Consider the following 18,325-nt stretch of genomic DNA (forward strand, 5'->3'; position numbering starts at 1 on the left):
GGATATGTAGAAGGTCAAGGCATATTTGAGTTTTTTGCTACTGCCGATCGACATGCAACGACGGGCCATGCAATTCTCACCGCGTAAGAAATACACGATGATGTAGACAATACCTGCCTGAAAATCCTCCCAAATCATCGTCCATGAGTCTTTCTGGAATTAACTCCCACTCCTCCATTCCTTTGCGGAACGAACGCCCAAGATTCTCGTTTTGGCACCGTAGTTGCAAAAGTGAGGCGACCGCGTTGGGGCATTTGGACGCGGGAGTGTGTATCCATGGAGGACTCCGAATGAAGGCAAATACAGCTCTACTTAAAGCTCTTTTCGTCCTTGCCAGCGCTCCACTCTGGGCGCAGCAGGCACCCCCGACCAGTCCACAAACCACACCAGCCACCCCACAAAGCCCGTCCTCTCAGAGCCCTTCAGCACCTGAAAATCCTGCCACGCAAAGTCCCGCGCCACAAGCCGCAGAAGCACCTGCCGCACCGCTCAGCGCAGTAAGCGGTGAGCTAGTCAGCAAGCTTGACTCCAGCACTGCAAAAGCTGGGGATGACGTCGTGATTCAAACCAAGTCGTCTGTGAAAACCGCAGACGGAACTGAGATTCCAAAAGGTTCCAAGCTCAAGGGACATATAATCGGAGTTCAGGCCAGCCAGTCGGGTACAAACTCTCAGGTCGCTCTAAAGTTCGATCAGATCGAGTTAAAAGGCGGCCAGACGCTGCCCATTCAGTCGCAGATTCAGTCCATCTCCCCGGCAGGGAGCGCGGATGCCTCTGGAGGGCCCTCCGCCGCAGCAAGCTCACGCATGGCTGGACCTGGTAACAGCTCGGCAGCCGGCCCCTCCAGCGCGGGTGTCGCTCCCAATAGAAGCTCAGCCGGAATGGGCACCTCACCCCAGAGCGGAGCGACCCCGAATGCGGGCGGTGCGACAGGCAGCGCTCCAACCACAGCCGGCGCACCACCAGCCGGAACCGTAATCGCTAAATCCGGTCAAATTGCCATCGCGACCACTGCGGTTCCGGGCGTCCTCCTGGCAAATAATGCTCCTGGAGAACAGGATCCAAGAATGGCCCGGGTCTCTACGGTTCTGCTCGGCGCTAAGAAAGACATCCAGCTGGATGGCGGCACAGAGATGGTCGTAGGAATCGCTCCGGCCTCAGGAACGCGCTAAATAGAAGTGAATCACTGTCGAGAAAGCAAGGGGGCTTTCAGCTCCCTTGCTGAAGCTTCTGCACAGCATCGTTTGCGTACAATTAAGCTTCGTTCCTGCACAATGGAGTGGTGACTGCGGCTGACTTTCAACTTATCGGCTGAAGGTCAAAACCGTTAATATTATTCCATTAGCATTTCAGTAAACATTATCGAATCCGACAATGCCAGGAAAAATAATTAACCCCTCCTCGGAAATTATCCCCTCACAACGAGGAATTAAATATCTTGCGACTCACCTATATCAATCCGCTCGGACCGATCAGTAGAACGCTTTGCGCGCCACTCGGATACTTCAATCACGAGCAACCACACCGTAGAGATCAGGAGTAACACCGAGATCGTTGTTCCGAGACCCGGCCTGTGAACACGCTCCCGCATAAAAAAAACGACGAAGAGAGCTACAGCACAAAGAGCTAGAAACGCACGCAGAATGATCTTTCCCATGATCCGCCCAAGGTTTGCCATATTTTTTTTCTACATGTCTTCAAGGGATAATTACCCCCTCCTCGCCAACAATTCATTTATTTTCAGCAATTACCTTGACGAAGGCTGAGCCTGCGACGAGTAAAAGTTGGATTGCGGCTTGGTATCTCCAGGCTTCGTATCCCCCGGATAGTCCGGGCGCGGCTTATCGGTAGGCTTGGCATCATCTTTCGATTTGGAATCTGGCTTTGCGTCAGAACCAGATTTCGTATCGGAACTTGGCTTCGCTGCCGAATCAGAATTCGTCGTCGAGCTTGAAGACTGCGCCGGCTGCTTTTTCTCCGGATGAGCATCCACCGTATGCGCCGGATCGTTCGTTGTGTCTTTCGGGAAGATCACCGGCTTCATCGGCCCTTCGCGGTTCATGGTGCCGGGCGTATTCGAGTCCTTGTCATCTGGCAGTTTTTCGCCCGGCGCACGCAGCGTCGGCGGAGGTGCTGGAGCCTGTGTATCGGCATTGCGATGCACATCCCCAAGCTCGATCGTGTGCTGCTGCGTTGCTGCCGCCAGCACAGGTCTGCCGTCGGTAGTCATCAGGCCCTCAACCTCATCCTTTGTGTAGATCTCGAGCGGCTGGCCCGTCCGGGCAATCTCCACGCGAATCACACGGTTCCCGTTGATGCGCACAAACGTCACGTCCTCTGGCGGATGGCCGTAGATCCACTCCTCAAACGGCGTCTGGCCTTCGATCTCGCGTGACTTGTCATCCGGATGCCCCAGCGCATACAGCACCATGTCGGTGTTCATGCCCACCATCACATGGTGATCGAGAATCGCCTTCTTCAACTGCGGCGGCAGCGTGTCGGTATACGCCTGCACCGGCGTCTTCATATCAAACGAGATCAGCGGAGACAGCAGAGCTTTCACCTGAGCCGGCGTCACCTCAGGCACGTATTTATGGAAGACTAGCGTGACACGTGTACCAGTCGGCTCCGTACCATCATCCTGGACGATGGGATTGGTCGCACCCGATCCGCCCACGCCAATCTCGACGTGGCGTAGAAATTCATGTTTCCGGTCAGGACCGTCATTCATGTCGAAGACGATCTTCTCTTTTTCGATTCGTATGTTCGAGATCACAATACGGCCGCCGGGCTTCACTGAAAGGCCCTGCTCGTTCACCTGATTCACATACGGCATGCCCGCCGGGCTAAGTTTGCCGTTGGCCTCAAGAGTCAACCCCTTTTTGCCGCGCGGTAATGGGCGCATGGCAAAGCCCTGCTCGGCAGTCAGTACGCGAAGAATATCCTGGTGTCCGCGCGCATCGATTGGCTGAGCCGAGAGATTGACCTTCGTTGGCTCAATCTGCGCATAGCGGCGATCAATCGCAATGCCGCCTTGCTGCTGCGTATTCACAATAATGATTTGCTTCTGTGCAAAGGCGGTATTGTCGTGGTTCGGCAATGGAGCCACGACGCCGCAGAGAATAATGAGAGGAAGTGTCGGAAACCGCTTGCGGCGCGCCATGCCAGGCCTCCAAGCGCGTGAGCAGAGAACTCACACCTTGCGCCACAGCGTAACGCCGATGGATGACAGGAAGCAAGAGCCGGTAGAGTCAAATAGACCTGACCACTCCCAAAATACTTACGGTTTTTGAATAGAATCTGGCAAGGAATCAGGGGCTTGAGGGGAAATTGGCGTTTGCGCCGGAGGCGGCGCGGCTGCTGGAAGAATCTGTACCAGTGGTTGTATCGGCGGTTCCGTGGGTCCCATCACAGCCTCATGCTGCCGGCGCGCCGCGGAATCAATATCGACCGGAAATCCGCCGGGTTCCAGCACCGGCGCGTTGTGTTCGAAGCTGAGATCGCGCGTGAGACGATAGACGACCGGTAAAGCAACCAGCAGCACAACAAAAGCGAACCAGCTTCCGTCCAGACCAAAGCTGCCGCCACTCAGGCTGACGCTTGCCGTGGGGATACCCTGCAGCACAGGCGAATGCGTACTGATTCCTCGCACCGGCAAACCGAATAGAAGCGCCCGGGAAGCATCCCAGCCAAACTGGGTACCCCAGGCAAGCCATAACGCTCGCGTACGCAAATACGACATGGAAAGCAACAGTCCAATCGCAATGCAAACCGCCATGCTTGCCCGGCCAGCTCCCGGCAAAGAAGCATAGAGAATGCCGTAGAGCACCGAGAGCATCAGCGTAGCAGGCAGTTCCCCGATAGAACGAATCGCCGCCTGAAATGGATACCCGCGAAAAGCGACCTGAACCGTCAGCGTGCCAAGAAGGAAATACGCCGCGTCCGCAAGAAGCCATTCGAAACCCAAACGGCTAAAGCTGGTGTGAATGACAATGCCGCCGAAGAACACAAGCGGCAATACGCAGATGATGGCAATCGCCCACCCGACAGCTACACCCAGGCCAAGCTCGCCAAGCCAGCCTTTGCGAAACCCCAATCCTTGCTGGCTGATTGGGTGAAGCTGCTGGTCAAGTGAAAACCCCAGCCCGGCAAAGCCGAAGATCAGCAAGAAGGCAAACATGGCCTGTTCGACCAGAGGTACCCAATCCTCTGAAACCAGCCCACGCGCACCGTGCCGTGCAAGCAAACGAGCAAGAAAGAAAAACAGGACGGCAAAAATGAAATGGCCGAATTGCCGGATTGCTTTTGCATTGCGCGACTGCTGCACAGAAGGAGCCGGAAACACCAGTGGCGCCATCGCTGGAGGCGCAGCCTGAAACGGAGGAGGCGTAGAGGGAGCACTTTGCGGCGCAGCAAAAGGCGGCGGCACAGATCCGCTTCCGCCAGCGGACTCAGTCGTCATGCTCGTCTCCCCGCTTTGCAGGTTGGCAGGCTCCCGGCATGCTTAGACTTCCGTATAAAACTGGGCTATATTGCGGAACTTGTTTCGCCGCTGCACCAGGCGCTCTTGTTCTGGCATGGCAAGCAACTGCTCGACGTGATACAGCAAGCAGGAATCAAGCGACTCAAAGGCTGCATCCCGATCTTCGTGTGCGCCTACTGAAGGCTCGGGAACTATGTCATCGACGCAACCCAGTTCCTTTACTTCCTGCGCGGTAATGCGCATCGCTTCGGCTGCGCGTTCTTTGTGCGCCGCATCGCGCCACATAATGGCGGCGCAGGCTTCAGGAGTAATTACGAAGTAGAGCGCGTTCTCGAGAATCAAGACGCGATCAGCCAAGGCCAGCGCCAGCGCTCCGCCGGAGCCGCCTTCGCCGGAGATGATGGCGATCGTAGGCACATGCAACTTGGCCATTTCGATCAGGTTGCGCGCAATTGCTTCCGCCTGACCGCGCTCCTCCGCGCCAAGGCCGGGAAATGCCCCGGGCAAATCAATGAAAGTGATGATGGGCCGGTTGAACTTCTCGGCAATCTTCATCGCGCGCAACGCCTTGCGATAACCCTCGGGATTTGGCATGCCGAAGTTGCGCCGTACACGCTCCTTGGTGGTGCCGCCCTTGCGGTTGCCGATCACCAACACCTCGTGACCGTGAAACCGTGCCATGCCGCAGGCTACAGCTTCATCGTCTGCAAAGGCGCGGTCGCCATGAATCTCGCTGAAGTCGGTAAAGAGACGTTCGATGAAGTCCATTGGATAAGGCCGCTTTGGGTGCCTGGCGCGCTCAACTTTGGTCCACGCCGGCGTTCCCGGCTGACCCTGAGGGGAACTGCTATGGGTCGTTTCGCTCATGAAGTTTCAATAATGCCTGTGGCCGCAACGCTGTAACGGTCCTTATCGATTCTACGGGGCTGAGGCCAAAGCGACAAATGATTGCAAAAATATACCTTACCGGTCGCACCATGAAACATATTCAGCGCAAAACAACATCACCCAACGCTGCATCGATACGAGCCAGCACATCGGGCGGCAGAACAACGCCACTCGCAACCGCGCTGCCCGCCAACTGCTCTGGCCGCGATGCTCCAACGATGGCGGACGAGACTTCCGGACGGCGAAGCACCCACGCCAGCGAGAGCTGGATCATCGTAATACCGAGATCGGCCGCAATCGGATTCAGCTTTGCTACTGCTTCCAGCAGAAAATCGCTGCGAAAATGCCGGCCGTTGGTTTCCATGAACTGATTCTTTTGGTTGTTTGCTGCGCGGCTGCCTTTGGGCGGTTTCTCGCCGGGCTTATACTTGCCGGTCAGCACTCCCTGCGCCAGAGGCGAGTAGACGATGTTACCCAAACCATGCTCTGCACAGGCCGCGAAGACTGCGTTCTCAGGTTTGCGCCACAGCAACGAATACTGCGGCTGGCTCGATGTCATGGGAGTCCAGGCATGAGCACTGGTTAACTCGGCTGCCAGTTGAATTTTCTCGACTGGCCATTCGCTCAAGCCGATGGCGCGAACCTTGCCTGCTTTCACTGCACGATCCAGCGCCTCCAGTGTTTCTTCTAAGGGCGCGTCCTTGTCGTAACGATGGCATTGATAAAGATCGATGTAATCCGTTCCGAGCCGCTGAAGAGAGCGATCAAGTTGTTTTGCGATTTGAGCTGCCGACAGTCCTCGATCTTTCTCACGACCTACCGGATTGAAGACCTTAGTAGCGATCAGGTACTGATTGCGCGAGCGACCTGACGTGCGCAGCGCTTTGCCCAGCACCTTCTCTGCCCTGCCCGCTGCATACATGTTCGCGGTATCGAAGAGATTGATGCCAAGATCGAGCGCCGCATGCACGCTACGAATCGAGTTGCTTGTCTGCAGCCAATCACCAAAGGTGAGCCATGTGCCGAAGCTGATCTCCGATACTTCCAGCGGCCCATGACCGAGACGGCGGTAACGCACTCTCTAACTCCTGAAATCAGCTCACTACTTGTACAGCGCCTCGTCCCAGCAACTCTTCCACCGATTCAATCCAGGCCCGATCCGCGGCAACCGAAGCTGCCGCCGGCTCCAGAATCACGTCATACTGGCCCTTCTTCTCAAGATGCATCATCACTTTACCCGGTCCAGGGGCCGCATCCATGCGCGTTTTGAGCGATGCAAACAATTCACGGCTGGCAAGCTCCAAATTCATGCGCAGGCGTACTCCGGTAGGCAGACGCACCTGTACTTCATCCAACGGCTGCAAACCAGTGATGGAGATCTTCGGCGCGGAATCCTCTTCGCCGATGAGAGCGCCGCGCAACAGCACAGCGGCTTCTGTCTTGAGCTTGTCCGCGAGCCGCTCGTAGTCCTTGGGGAAGCAGACAACTTCAATCTTGCCAGTAGCGTCTTCCAATTGTCCCTGTGCATACATCTTGTCCGTTCGCTTACTCTTCTGGGGTCGCATGCCTACCAGCACTCCGGCTACCTGAATCTCATCTTCCGGACCGCGCTGCTGCCCCCACTTCGGCGGAGGCGACGGTTTCATTTCCAGCGCGGTCGCAGTATCAATCACGCCGGGCAGGTTGCGCAGCTTCTCCCGATACTTATCGAGAGGATGACCTGAGACAAAGAAACCGAGTACTTCCTTTTCAGAGTTGAGGCGTTGATGTTCATCCCAATCGGGAACGTTCGGCAGGTCGTCGCGTTTGCCCCCGCCTCCAACAGGCTCACTGAAAAGGCCGAAGAGGCCATGCTGGCCGTGCTCGGCATCTTTCTGCGCCTTTTGCGCGCGCTCGATGGCGCGGTCAATGCTGGCTGTCAGTTGCGCACGCGTACCCATCGAGTCGAGCGCGCCGGCCTTGATGAGCGATTCGATCACGCGCTTGTTCATAAGGCGTAGATCAACCTTCTCGCAGAATTCCCAGATGCTGGTGAAGTTCTCACCCTTAGCTTCAAGCTCTCGTCGCGCGGCGAGAATCGATTCGATCGCGTTGCCACCCACATTCTTGATCGCCGTCAGTCCAAAACGAATTGCATCGCCGCTCGGCGTGAAGTGCGCGCCTGAGAGCCGCACGTCGGGCGGTTCAACGGCGATGCCCATTTCCTTGCATTCCTGGATGTACTTGACCACGTTCTCCGGCTTCGAAATTTCTGAGGTCAGGAGCGCAGCCATAAATTCCACCGGATAGTGCGTCTTGAGATACGCCGTTTGATAGGCGAGCAACGCATACGCCGCAGAGTGCGACTTGTTAAAGCCATATCCGGCAAACTTCTCCATCTGGTCGAAGATTTCGACCGACGTATCTTTCGGATGCCCCAACGCCACGGCGCCCTGCATGAAGCGGTCGCGCTGCTTGGCCATCTCTGCCGGATCTTTCTTACCCATGGCGCGGCGCAATAGATCGGCTTCGCCAAGCGAATAGCTTGCGAGCACGTTGGCGATCTGCATCACCTGCTCCTGGTAGACGATGACGCCGAGCGTCTCCTTGAGCAGCGGCTCAAGATCAGGCAGCATGTATTCGACCTTGCGCCTGCCCCACTTGCGCTCGATGAAGTCATCGATCATGCCGCCCTGGATCGGACCCGGACGATAAAGAGCATTGAGAGCGGTGAGGTCTTCGATAGACTCTGGCTTGTAGCGCCGCAACACGTCACGCATGCCGCCCGATTCAAACTGGAAGACGCCCGAGGTCAGCGCACGGTGAAAGACCTTTTCGTAGGTCTCCTTGTCATCGAGTGGGATCGTCTCGATGTCGAGATTGACGCTGCGATTCTGCTCGATCAACTTGAGGCAGTCGGTAATGACAGTAAGCGTGGTCAAGCCCAGGAAGTCCATCTTGAGCAGGCCCATCTTCTCGATCGCCTTCATGTCGTAGGCGGTCACAATTTCGTCGTTCTTAGTCTTCGCGATGGGCACGAGTTCTGTCAGCGGACGCGGCGCAATCACTACTCCCGCGGCATGGACACCCGATCCGCGAACGAGACCTTCCAGCTTCTTGGCCGTATCAATCAACTCGCGAATCTGCACGTCGGAGTTGTAAACCTTCGCCAGTTCGGGCTGCTCTTCAAGTGCCTTATCAATCGTGATGCCGATGGTTGCCGGAATCAGCTTCGCGATGCGATCGACGTCGCCATAGGGCATATCCATGGCCCGGCCGCAGTCTTTAATCGCGGCCTTTGCGGCCATGGTGTTGAATGTGATGATCTGCGCCACCTGCTCGCGTCCGTACTTGCGCGTCACATAGTCGATGACTTCGCTGCGGCGGTTCATGCAGAAATCCACGTCAATATCGGGCATTGATACGCGCTCCGGATTCAGAAATCGCTCGAAGAGCAACGCATTCTGAATCGGATCGACGTTGGTGATCTCCATGACGTAGGCAACAAGCGAACCGGCAGCCGAACCGCGGCCCGGACCGACGGGAATGCCGTTCTCGCGCCCGTAGCGAATGAAGTCCCACACGATCAGAAAGTAGCCCGAATACTTCATCTGCTTGATGATGTTGATCTCGCGCTCGAGCCTGGCCTCATAGACATGAAGCGGATTGCGCAACAGGCCGCGTGATTCGAGATGACGTATCGCAGTATCAAGACGCTTTTTATAACCATCGCGGCAGATCTGCTCGAAGTAGCTGTCGATGGTGTGCCCTTCGGGAACGGCAAACTCAGGGAATGGGTTATCGACTTTGCTCAGCTTGAGATTGCAACGCTCGGCGATCTCTTGCGTGCGCTGCAAAATATCGAGACGGTCTGGAAATAAACGCGCCATCTCGTCCGCTGTCTTCACATAGAACTGGTCCGCATCGAAGCGGAAACGGTCACGGTCCTGCACCTTCGCGCCAGTTTGCACGCAGAGCATTACATCGTGCGGCTTGTGATCGTCTTCGCAGAGATAGTGCGAGTCGTTGGTCGCGACCAGAGGAATGCCAAGCTCGCGCTCCAGATTGTAGAGATCGGCGTGAATCTTCTTTTCAAGATCCAGACCCTGATCCTGGATTTCAAGATAGAAGTTGCCGCTTCCGAAGATGTCCTGATATTGCAAAGCAGTGGCACGTGCGGCGTCATAATCGCCTTTGATGAGCTGTTCACTCAGTTCTCCAGACAAGCAACCGGAAAAACCGACCAGCCCTTTTGAATGTGCCGCAAGATATTGCTTGCTGACGCGCGGTTTCTTGTAGAAGCCATGGACCGACGCCTCGGAGGTAATGCGAACCAAGTTGCGATAGCCCTCTTCATCCTGAGCGAGAACCAGAAGATGGTTGTACTTGTCCCCGCTTGGATCGGCGCGATGGTCCTGATTTTTGCAGACGTAAAGCTCGCATCCCAGGATTGGCTTAACGCCCTTCTTTTTTGCCGCGTCAAAGAAGTGCACTGCACCATAGATGTTGCCGTGGTCGGTCATGGCAACCGATTTCTGACCGATGGATTCAACCCGTTGAACAAGTTTGTCGACGTCACAAGCTCCGTCGAGCAGGGAATAATCCGTGTGCAGATGAAGGTGAGTAAATTCAGCCATGACAGAGTCAATTCTAGGCGTTGCCTGGAACCGCTGCATCGATCCGCATCAAGTTGTAGACCTACATAGTTGAGGAAAAACAGGCAAAAATGTGTTCCCAGAACCGATTAAGCAGATCGCGGGAAAGAGGGGAAAAATCCTGACAGATGATCGCTATGTGGATGCTAAAATTAAGAGTTTGTTAGCTTTGCTTGCACGAACTTTGGTAATTCACATGCAACCAGTAGCAGTGTTTTGCCGTCTACGTCATTGCAGCTTTGTGAGTGTTTGACAGCAGATAATTTCGGGAAGATTAAACCAGCTACAACAGCGTAAAGAAAATGATTAAGGGCTTCAGCATGAATCCTGAGTGTCCACATTGCGGATCAACTTCCAGCCGACGCCTTAAGCGCAAAAAGGACTTGAAGCATCGCGTAATGCACTTGTTCGGTTTTTTCCCTTGGGAGTGTGTCGATTGCCAACGCCACTTTTTCAGTAAAGTTCGCTACCGCCGATCAAGCCGCCATCCACAAGGCGAAGTTTATCTAGGGACGCCTAAAACACCTCGCGTCAAGCCTGGATCGGAAGAGCGGCACACGTAGGCGCTCCTGCTCTATTCTTCACGGTGTTTTTTTTAGCAGCAATCAATCAGAATTCCAGCGCTTAACAATCGCGGCTTGGATTACCTCGTGCCCATCAGCCGGATTTATCCCGCGCCTGGGAATATGTCTGCCAGCATGCCGGCCAGCTCAAGGGTGTAGAGCATCGCAAAGGGCAAACAACGGCGGAATCAACAATACAAAGCCTGTAAACCGGCCTCGGAAATGCTGAGGTACAACGCACGCAGACCTGGATTCAGCCTACCGTTTCTTTGCAGATTTCGCCGCGGACTTTGTCGCCTTAGCGGGCGCCTTGGCAGGAGCCTTGACGTGCTTGGCCGCTGGCTTTGCAGCGGCCTTTACTGGAGCTTTCGCGGGTGCTGGTTTAGCAGGTGCTGGCTTGGCGGCTGTCTTCGCCGGTTTGCCCTTAACCGCGGACTTGCGAGCCGGTTTATCTTCCGGCTCATCATCCGCCTCAAGTACAGGATCGGCTTCATCCAAATCGGCAGGATTGCTGGGCTCTTCAAGATCAAGCTTCATAGCCAGAGCCTTCAGACCAGCGCCCATTGCCGTCGATCCGTCACGACGAGATTCCGATCGCGCGGTGACTTTTGCCGCCTTTTTTGCCGCGCCTTTACGACCACGGGTTGGAGGCTCATCGTCTGACTCGCCATCATCGTCTTCGTCGAGATCGTCTTCATCACTATCTGATTCGAGAGCGCCGGCACCTACCGAGTCACGAGCGAAGACATCATCTTCTTCGTCCTCGGCACCCGGTACGACTGTGCCCCCCTCGTCTCCACCCAGCTCAATATCATCACCACCCAGATCGAGGCCGTCGAGATCCTCATCGCCGTCTTCGTCCTCGTCCTCATCGCCCGACTCAGACTCCTCATCCTCGTCGAGTTGGATCTTCTTAGCATCTCCACGCTTGCCACGCGTCCGCTTGATCGTGACAGGAGGAGGCGGTGCTGGCGGAGAATATGGCTCAAGCAGAGCACGCATTTCTTCTGGCGTCGTTAGGCCACCATCGATCAACTGCAGGAAGATGGTCTTCACAAGATCCTCATGGCCAGGCAAATCAGGCGTAATACGCATCTCGACCATGAGCGCATATGGCACGCGCTGTCTGGCCTGAGGCCACTCCTTGAGGAAGTTCTCGTACTTTTCCTTCACTGCGGCTTGTTTGCTGGTAAAGCCAAGCCAGAGAACAGCTTCAGCCGGATAGCTCATGAAGAGCTTGTAGGCTGCGGAAGGTGCAGCGTTATCCTTTGCCAGCAGAACCTTCGCAAACGCCGCTGCATCGCTATCTAGTGCATTCCAATGTTCGACGAAGCCATGAGGCAGCAACTTCTTCTTTAGCTCGGCCAGATCCTTTGCCGCAAGTTTCGCAGTCAACAGTTGCATCTGGGCCGCAGACATATCGGGATGCACGCCCTGCACCTGTAACTCGACAGAGAAATCATGAAGGGCCTTCAGTTTGTCGACGTCGGCCTTGGCTGAGGTCCAAAGAGCAAAGAGTTTCTGCATCCAGCCCTCAGCTTCAAGAGCCTGCATAACCTTGAGCGGATCTTCTTCGTAGCCAATCTGCACAAGCTCATGTCCACGCTCCAGATCGCTCAGATACTCGATGACCTCTTCGTTCTTGGCGTTTTCGTAGCGGAGCTGCGTGCGTTCTTCCAGTTCAAATCCAAGCCGAACCTTAAGACGAGTTGCCCGAATCATCAGCGCAGGATTGTTGAGAAACCCGTAATTAGTGACGAGTCTCAACAAGCGGGCTTCTATATCGGCCACGCCGTTGGCGGGATCCATGAGCAATCCGTAAGAGCCCTCATTGAGGGAGATCGCCATGGCATTTACGGTGAAGTCGCGATTCCGTAGATGTTCCTGAATGCTGGTCCAGTGATACACCGGCTTTCCCGGCTTTGGATAATCGGCTCGGCTTGCACTGGTCAGATCCAGCCGAACATTTCCGGGAAAACAGAGAAACAGAGTGCGCGACTCTGCATCTTCTCCCCAGATTTGGCCGCCAGCTTTTGTAATGGCGGATTTCAAGGCAAGCGCGTTTCCATGGACGACCAACTCCAGGCCGCGAACGGAAGTCCCGCTGGTCAGGTCGCGTACCGCGTCACCAACGAGGAAAACGGTCATCTGCGCATCACGCGCCAGATCCCGTACAGTACGTAAGGCGTTTTGCTGTGCCGCTGCGAGGCGGTTTTCCAGCAAATAAATATAGTCTGGCATTCCCTGTTCCCTGTTTTTGCGCTCGCTTCAGGAGCACCTTCTGCATCAAATCTGGTTCAAATATCTGATGCGACAACGGTTAGAAAAGATAGCATTACGGCGTGCAACCCAAGTACACTATCACACCGTAACCAGCTTGGCTACATCCCACAGGTTTACGCACCGGATTCATCGTGGCACCATGCGAGAATCCATCTTGAGTGAGTTCTGCACGTAAACCCGTGATCGTGCGTAAGTTGTCCCGCGACTGGTGCGCCGGTTACGCTGATGCTACCCCCTCGACTCAGACACGCAACATGGAATTACTGCTTCCGTCAGGCAAGTTGATGCAGATTGCATGGCCAGAGATCAAATGGGTCTGCTACGTGCGGGAAGCAGGCTCTGGTGAAGGCTGGCGCTCCGGTTCCGACGCACCTTCGCCCGAGCGGCTTTTGCGCCGTCGCTTTCTAAGCCGCCCCCGGCTGGCAGGGATATGGCTACGGCTCACGCTTGAAGATGGCGACGAATTGGAAGGGGTGGCGGCCAACGACCGCTCGCTGATCGATGGCAGCGGGTTGATGCTCACGCCACCAGACACCCGCTCCAACACGCAGCGCGTCTTTATCCCAAACTCTGCGATCCGCGATCTGACCATTCTGGGAGTAATGCAACCATCCGCTCCTCGCCATCGAACTACAATGGACCAGCCAGGTTTGTTCCTTGTCGACTCCAGCTCCGAAGACTCCAGCTCCGAATAAGCTCAGCAGCATAAGTGCTGGATACGCTGGCCAACCGCACGGACAATCCATCAGTCCATTACAATCGCTTGCATGACGTTGGCAGACTTAGCCGTCAGACTTGGCGCGGAATTACGCGGAGATGGCGACATTGAAATCTCCGGTGTTCGAGGCATTGAAGAAGCAGGTCCTTCCGAAATCACTTTTATAGTCAATCCTAAATATGCGGCTCTGGTCCATAAAACCCAGGCTGCGGCCGTCCTCGTAAATCCAGACTTTCCCGAGGTTTCGGTTTCCACCCTGCGTCTTGCCAATCCCTATCTGGCATTCGCACAGGCGCTTGGCTTCTTCTATCAACCGCCGGCTTACGCTCCCGGCATCCATCCCACGGCAGTCGTCGATTCCACAGCGATTGTTGGCCAACGCGCTCACATCGGAGCCTACGCGGTGATAGGGCCCGGGGCTCGTATTGGCGACGATGCTACGATCCTTTCCCATGTGGTTCTCTATCCCGGTGTCACCGTCGGCGATCACTTCTTCGCTCACGCTCATTCCGTGGTTCGCGAATACTGCACTCTAGGCGACCATGTAACCCTCGAAAACGGGGTAGTGGTTGGGGCCGACGGATTCGGGTTCGCCAAGGACAATCACGGGCGCTGGCAAAAGATCCCCCAATCCGGACCGGTTCGAATCGGCAGCCATGTTGACGTTCAGGCAAATGCCTGCATCGACCGGGCGACTGTCGGGGAAACCGAAATAGCCGATGGGGCAAAGATCGACAACCTCGTCCAGATAGGGCACGGTTCCAAGGTGGGAAAAGACACTTTGGTATGCGCCCAGGCCGGTCTGGCGGGCTCGTCGGTTGTCGGCGCCAATGCGATTCTGGCTGGACAGGCCGGAGTCGCCGGTCACTGCACTCTCGGGGATGGCGTGATTCTCACTGCACAGTCGGGCGTTTCTCACGACGTACCCGCCGGCAAAATGCTTTCCGGATCGCCGGCCTTCGACAACCGAACCTGGCTGCGAGCCATGGCCGCACTGGAGCGCCTTCCAGATATGTTGCGCCGAATCAATAAATTGGAGAAACGTTTGACCTCTGAAAATACGGAAACCGTTACCTCCACTCCGGGAAAGGAGGCGAATTGAAGCTGAAGATACCTCGATCTGGCTTTTGGACTTCGCTTTTATTCCTATCCTTGTGCACCGTATCCGGATGCCGAAGTTCATGGAATGGTAAGTGGGTCGACGCTCGTATCGAAAACCAATCTGGGGAATCTGTCCGCCAATTGGAAGTGGATTACCCCAGTGCCAGTTTTGGCGCGGACAGTATCGCAGCAGGATCAGCCATGCAATATCGGTTCCAGATTCAAGGTTCCGGGCCGATCAAAATAGCGTACGCCTACGGCAGTGGAGGAAGCTCTCACTCCAGCGGTCCGAAGCTCTCGGACGGCCAATATGGAACAATCACGATCCGTCTTCTTCCGGGGGGCAAAACTGAGTTCAAGACAAACTTAAAACCTGCTTCATAATAGAAACAAAACAAAGAGTTGCATCCACGAGCGTGTAATGGCTATTCGGCAGGTGCCGTTGCGACGCTCCTCTGCCGGCAACGCGCCATGCGGATATTGGCGAAGGCGAAACGGGTGGATGCAGAGTTAAGTAGCTTCTTCAGGAGGAATCAGGTGCCAACCAATGCTGCAACAACGCGATGGTGGCACACGCACGCCTTTGCCTTGAGGCTGGCGGGCATCTTTCTCACGGTCATGCTGTCTATCCTCTGGGTCGCCAGCTTCGACCGAACACCGACCGGCGCCAATATCATCTGGCTCTCCAACGGACTGGTTCTTGCGTATCTGCTGCTCGCACCCCGTTGGCGCTGGCCCCAATATCTTGCTGTCGCCTTCGCATCTATGTTTCTGGGCAGCATTTTCATAGGCGAAACACCGGGCATGAGCCTGATATACAACGCGCTCAATGTTCTTGAGATCCTTGTAGGCGCACTTCTCCTCAAGCGCAAATCCACGGAACTGCCTCACTTCACGGATGGCGGTTTTGTCTTCCGCTTTATTGGTCTGGCTTGCCTGCTTGGGCCGTCTATCGCGGCCATTCCATTTGGTATCTTCAGGCATCTTGCGAACCATGAAGATTTTCTGAACACGATTCTTGGTTGGATCAGCGGCGACGGACTGGGCATTGCGGTAGTGACGCCCACAATTGTCGCTATTCTGGAAAACCGCATGCGCAACGCCTACCTGCTGCGTAAAAAGTGGCTCTATCTGGTAATGCTGCTGGCGGTAACCGTGATTTCCTTCCAGATCGCAAGTGCCCCTCTTCTCTTTGTTGTCTTTCCATTTCTTGTTCTGGTGCTGATGCAGATTGACCTGGGATGGGCTGCGCTTTCGACCCTGGCCGTGGCAGTCATCGGCTCATGGTACACGGTACATGGGCGCGGCCCGATCGGCGCCGCACCCCATATCGGGCATCAGTGGAAAGCGGCGATTCTACAGCTTTATCTCGCTGCATTGATGTTTACCCTCTATGCCATCTCGGTTGTCTTTGGCAATCTGCGCAAGACCCAGAGCGAGCTGCGCAAAATCGCTGCTTTGCACAGGCTTGTCGTTGATAACTCGCGAGATGCGATCATCCTCGGCGATCTCGATGGCATGCAGAATTACATCTCGCCTGGAGTCCGGCTCCTCACTGGATGGGAGCCGCGCGAGCTGGCGAACAGGGAGATCCGTGAGCTGATTCATCCCTCGGATATTTCCGAGTTTGAGATGGCCATGCGCGCTCTGCGGGCAGGGTCTGAAGGCGGCACTCTTGAATACCGCACGCGCCGCAGAGATGGTGAATACATCTGGGTCGAGGGCAGTCTGCGCGTCTATCGCGATCCCGGAACAGGCATCCCGATCGGCTTTCTAAATCTAGTACGCGACATCACTGAGCGCAAGCGTTCCGAGGAGAATCTCCAATCCGCGTACCGAGCGATGGAATCGCTGGTCGTCGTGGACGCTTTAACGGGAATCTCGAACCGGCGGCGCTTTGATGAGTCGCTGGCTACGGAATGGCGCCGTGCCCTGCGGGACGGGGAAAAAGTCTCATTGCTGTTGATCGACGCCGATCATTTCAAACGCTACAACGATACTTACGGACACGTCCGGGGCGATAGCTGTCTGAAGCAAATCGCCGAGGCTGCACTGGATGTGGTCCTTCGCCCCGGAGATCTGGTCGCGAGATATGGCGGCGAAGAATTTGCGGTGGTGCTGCCCGGCACAGATGACATGGGAGCGAAAGCCGTGGCGGAAGATATCTGCCAGGCCGTGCGCAATCGGCGTTTACCCCACGAAGGCAATGCGCCTGGAATCGTGACGGTGTCGATCGGCTGCGCTACCATCGTGCCGCAGCGCGGCAAATCTCCTCAGGATCTGATTGAAGCTGCCGATCAGGCGCTCTATCGCGCCAAAGGACGCGGACGCAACCGGGTTGTCGTGGCAGGAGTTCCGTCGCGCCTCGAAACCATCGAGTTGCCTGTTGAAGTGCACGAGGTGCGCCAGGAAGAACACGGGAACGGATAAGACAGAGAAAGACAAATCAGACTCGCTCCATTTCCACGGCGGTCATAGCTACGCCTTTGGATATTGCCCGAAGAAAAGCAAAAGGCCCGGCAACTACGCCGGGCCCGATTCCAAAATTGCGTTACCGCACCATGCTCTGGAACATGGGCGATTTGAGGATGGTGTTGAACTGGTCGTCACTGCTGGCGAAATGCACATCCAGCCGCCCCGCATCGGAACTGATGCTGGTATCGGCAAGCGCCTGCTTCTCAATGTCCGTGCCGCTCATCTTCTTGTAGAGAATGGCAGCGTTGAGCAGTGAAGAGACCGTGGCGGCGGCAAAGTTATCACCGGTCACCACCGACATATCGAACTTCACGCCGTGCTGAAAATCCATCGTGTAGTAGCTGGCGACCATGCGCTTCTTGACCGTGTCGAAGTCGGCTACGGAACCAGCCTCGCCCAGTACCTGCTTCATCATGGTCTGCGTTCCCTTTTCGTCGAGAACGCTCCACAGCGGTTCATTGTCCACGCTGCGCATGGAGTCCATGACCTGACCATTCGATAGCAGCCCAGGAGCCAGGCCATCGCGTACATCCATAGCAGTCTTCACCGAACCGGAAGACCCGAAGACCAGCGTAGACTCATCCACGAAAACCACGCTCATGCCGGTTTTTCCCATTGGATAGATCTTGTTGGTGCGCCAGAGAGTCGGCTTGATACGCTGTTTCTTCAAGTTCGCAAGCACATCGTCCACCGGAAACTGTCCCTGGGCAATGCCGACGGTTTCCAGATTGTCGCTGCTCTTGCCTGTCCGATACAGCACAAATGCCAATTGCTCCACATCGGCGTTTTCGTCCAGGCCGAACTTGCGCAGCGCGTCTTCAAGCTGCTTCAGCTCCGGTGGCATCACCTGCCCGCGAAGCTGCATCGCGGTAGGCGAATTCTGCATGATTCGATAATCGATCACTACCATTTGCTGCACATCATGCGGAATTGCCGTGCGCGCATCCGAAGATAACTGCGCTGCAAAACCAGGCATCGAAGCGGCTATCAGCGCAACCGGGGCAACCTTAAACAACAATGTCTTACCAGCCTTCATTCCTTTACAATCCTCTCAAACTACGGCTCGTCACGCCAGAACTACCCGCGCTCCAGGTGCCAAATCGGCACAACTGAGCGCTCTCGTGGCAGAGCCTCTCTTTGTTAAACGCGCAAAATAGCGAAAAACTGCTCCAGATTTTCG

11 protein-coding genes are annotated in these 18,325 nt (G+C 55.7%); 4 read left to right on the plus strand and 7 right to left on the minus strand.

Annotated elements, in window-relative coordinates; all coding sequences use genetic code 11:
- Positions 1-290: 290 nt before the first annotated feature.
- Complete coding sequence (locus OHL22_RS02835) at positions 291-1,172, plus strand: hypothetical protein (RefSeq protein ID WP_263332970.1); 882 nt, start codon at positions 291-293, stop codon at positions 1,170-1,172.
- Positions 1,173-1,747: 575 nt separating this feature from the next.
- On the opposite strand, the gene OHL22_RS02840 is transcribed toward OHL22_RS02835, so the two are convergent.
- From OHL22_RS02840 to OHL22_RS02865, 6 genes are all read right to left on the minus strand, one after another.
- Positions 1,748-3,163 carry a hypothetical protein gene (locus tag OHL22_RS02840; RefSeq protein WP_263332972.1) on the minus strand — a complete coding sequence of 472 codons (1,416 nt, stop codon included), beginning with the start codon at positions 3,161-3,163 and terminating at the stop codon, positions 1,748-1,750.
- A 117-nt stretch (positions 3,164-3,280) separates the two neighbouring features.
- Positions 3,281-4,462 carry a CPBP family intramembrane glutamic endopeptidase gene (locus OHL22_RS02845; protein WP_263332974.1) on the minus strand — a complete coding sequence of 394 codons (1,182 nt, stop codon included), beginning with the start codon at positions 4,460-4,462 and terminating at the stop codon, positions 3,281-3,283.
- Between the two features lie 42 nt (positions 4,463-4,504).
- A complete protein-coding gene (locus OHL22_RS02850; protein ID WP_263332976.1) occupies positions 4,505-5,350 on the minus strand; it encodes an acetyl-CoA carboxylase carboxyltransferase subunit alpha in 846 nt (281 codons plus the stop codon).
- Between the two features lie 121 nt (positions 5,351-5,471).
- Positions 5,472-6,449, minus strand: a complete 978-nt coding sequence (locus OHL22_RS02855) for an aldo/keto reductase (RefSeq protein WP_263332978.1) — start codon at positions 6,447-6,449, stop codon at positions 5,472-5,474.
- Positions 6,450-6,465: 16 nt separating this feature from the next.
- Positions 6,466-9,987, minus strand: a complete 3,522-nt coding sequence (gene dnaE, locus OHL22_RS02860) for a DNA polymerase III subunit alpha (protein ID WP_263332980.1) — start codon at positions 9,985-9,987, stop codon at positions 6,466-6,468.
- 839 nt (positions 9,988-10,826) lie between these two features.
- Complete coding sequence (locus tag OHL22_RS02865; protein ID WP_263332982.1) at positions 10,827-12,809, minus strand: tRNA nucleotidyltransferase/poly(A) polymerase family protein; 1,983 nt, start codon at positions 12,807-12,809, stop codon at positions 10,827-10,829.
- 200 nt (positions 12,810-13,009) lie between these two features.
- On the opposite strand from OHL22_RS02865, the gene OHL22_RS02870 reads away from it, so the two are divergent.
- The 3 genes from OHL22_RS02870 to OHL22_RS02880 all read left to right on the plus strand — a co-directional run bounded on the left by OHL22_RS02870 (position 13,010) and on the right by OHL22_RS02880 (position 17,100).
- Entirely contained in the window at positions 13,010-13,546 is a 537-nt protein-coding gene (locus tag OHL22_RS02870) for a DUF6982 domain-containing protein (protein ID WP_263332984.1), read from the plus strand.
- A 72-nt stretch (positions 13,547-13,618) separates the two neighbouring features.
- Positions 13,619-14,671 carry a UDP-3-O-(3-hydroxymyristoyl)glucosamine N-acyltransferase gene (gene lpxD, locus OHL22_RS02875; RefSeq protein WP_263332986.1) on the plus strand — a complete coding sequence of 351 codons (1,053 nt, stop codon included), beginning with the start codon at positions 13,619-13,621 and terminating at the stop codon, positions 14,669-14,671.
- Between the two features lie 536 nt (positions 14,672-15,207).
- Positions 15,208-17,100, plus strand: coding sequence for a sensor domain-containing diguanylate cyclase (locus tag OHL22_RS02880; protein ID WP_263332989.1), 1,893 nt, complete (start codon positions 15,208-15,210; stop codon positions 17,098-17,100).
- 121 nt (positions 17,101-17,221) lie between these two features.
- Here OHL22_RS02880 and OHL22_RS02885 read toward each other — a convergent pair whose 3' ends face one another.
- On the minus strand, positions 17,222-18,181 hold the full coding sequence (locus tag OHL22_RS02885) for a hypothetical protein (RefSeq protein ID WP_263332991.1): 960 nt from the start codon (positions 18,179-18,181) through the stop codon (positions 17,222-17,224).
- Between the last annotated feature and the right edge of the window lie 144 nt (positions 18,182-18,325).

It is taken from the genome of Acidicapsa dinghuensis, assembly GCF_025685685.1.
Lineage (GTDB): Bacteria > Acidobacteriota > Terriglobia > Terriglobales > Acidobacteriaceae > Acidicapsa > Acidicapsa dinghuensis.

What these genes read in the sequence shown, in the direction of transcription:
- OHL22_RS02835 (WP_263332970.1), top strand. Translation starts at nt 291, where the DNA reads ATGAAGGCAAATACAGCTCTACTTAAAGCTCTTTTCGTCCTTGCCAGC.
- OHL22_RS02840 (WP_263332972.1), bottom strand. Translation starts at nt 3,163, where the DNA reads ATGGCGCGCCGCAAGCGGTTTCCGACACTTCCTCTCATTATTCTCTGC.
- OHL22_RS02845 (WP_263332974.1), bottom strand. Translation starts at nt 4,462, where the DNA reads ATGACGACTGAGTCCGCTGGCGGAAGCGGATCTGTGCCGCCGCCTTTT.
- OHL22_RS02850 (WP_263332976.1), bottom strand. Translation starts at nt 5,350, where the DNA reads ATGAGCGAAACGACCCATAGCAGTTCCCCTCAGGGTCAGCCGGGAACG.
- dnaE (WP_263332980.1), bottom strand. Translation starts at nt 9,987, where the DNA reads ATGGCTGAATTTACTCACCTTCATCTGCACACGGATTATTCCCTGCTC.
- OHL22_RS02865 (WP_263332982.1), bottom strand. Translation starts at nt 12,809, where the DNA reads ATGCCAGACTATATTTATTTGCTGGAAAACCGCCTCGCAGCGGCACAG.
- lpxD (WP_263332986.1), top strand. Translation starts at nt 13,619, where the DNA reads ATGACGTTGGCAGACTTAGCCGTCAGACTTGGCGCGGAATTACGCGGA.
- OHL22_RS02885 (WP_263332991.1), bottom strand. Translation starts at nt 18,181, where the DNA reads ATGAAGGCTGGTAAGACATTGTTGTTTAAGGTTGCCCCGGTTGCGCTG.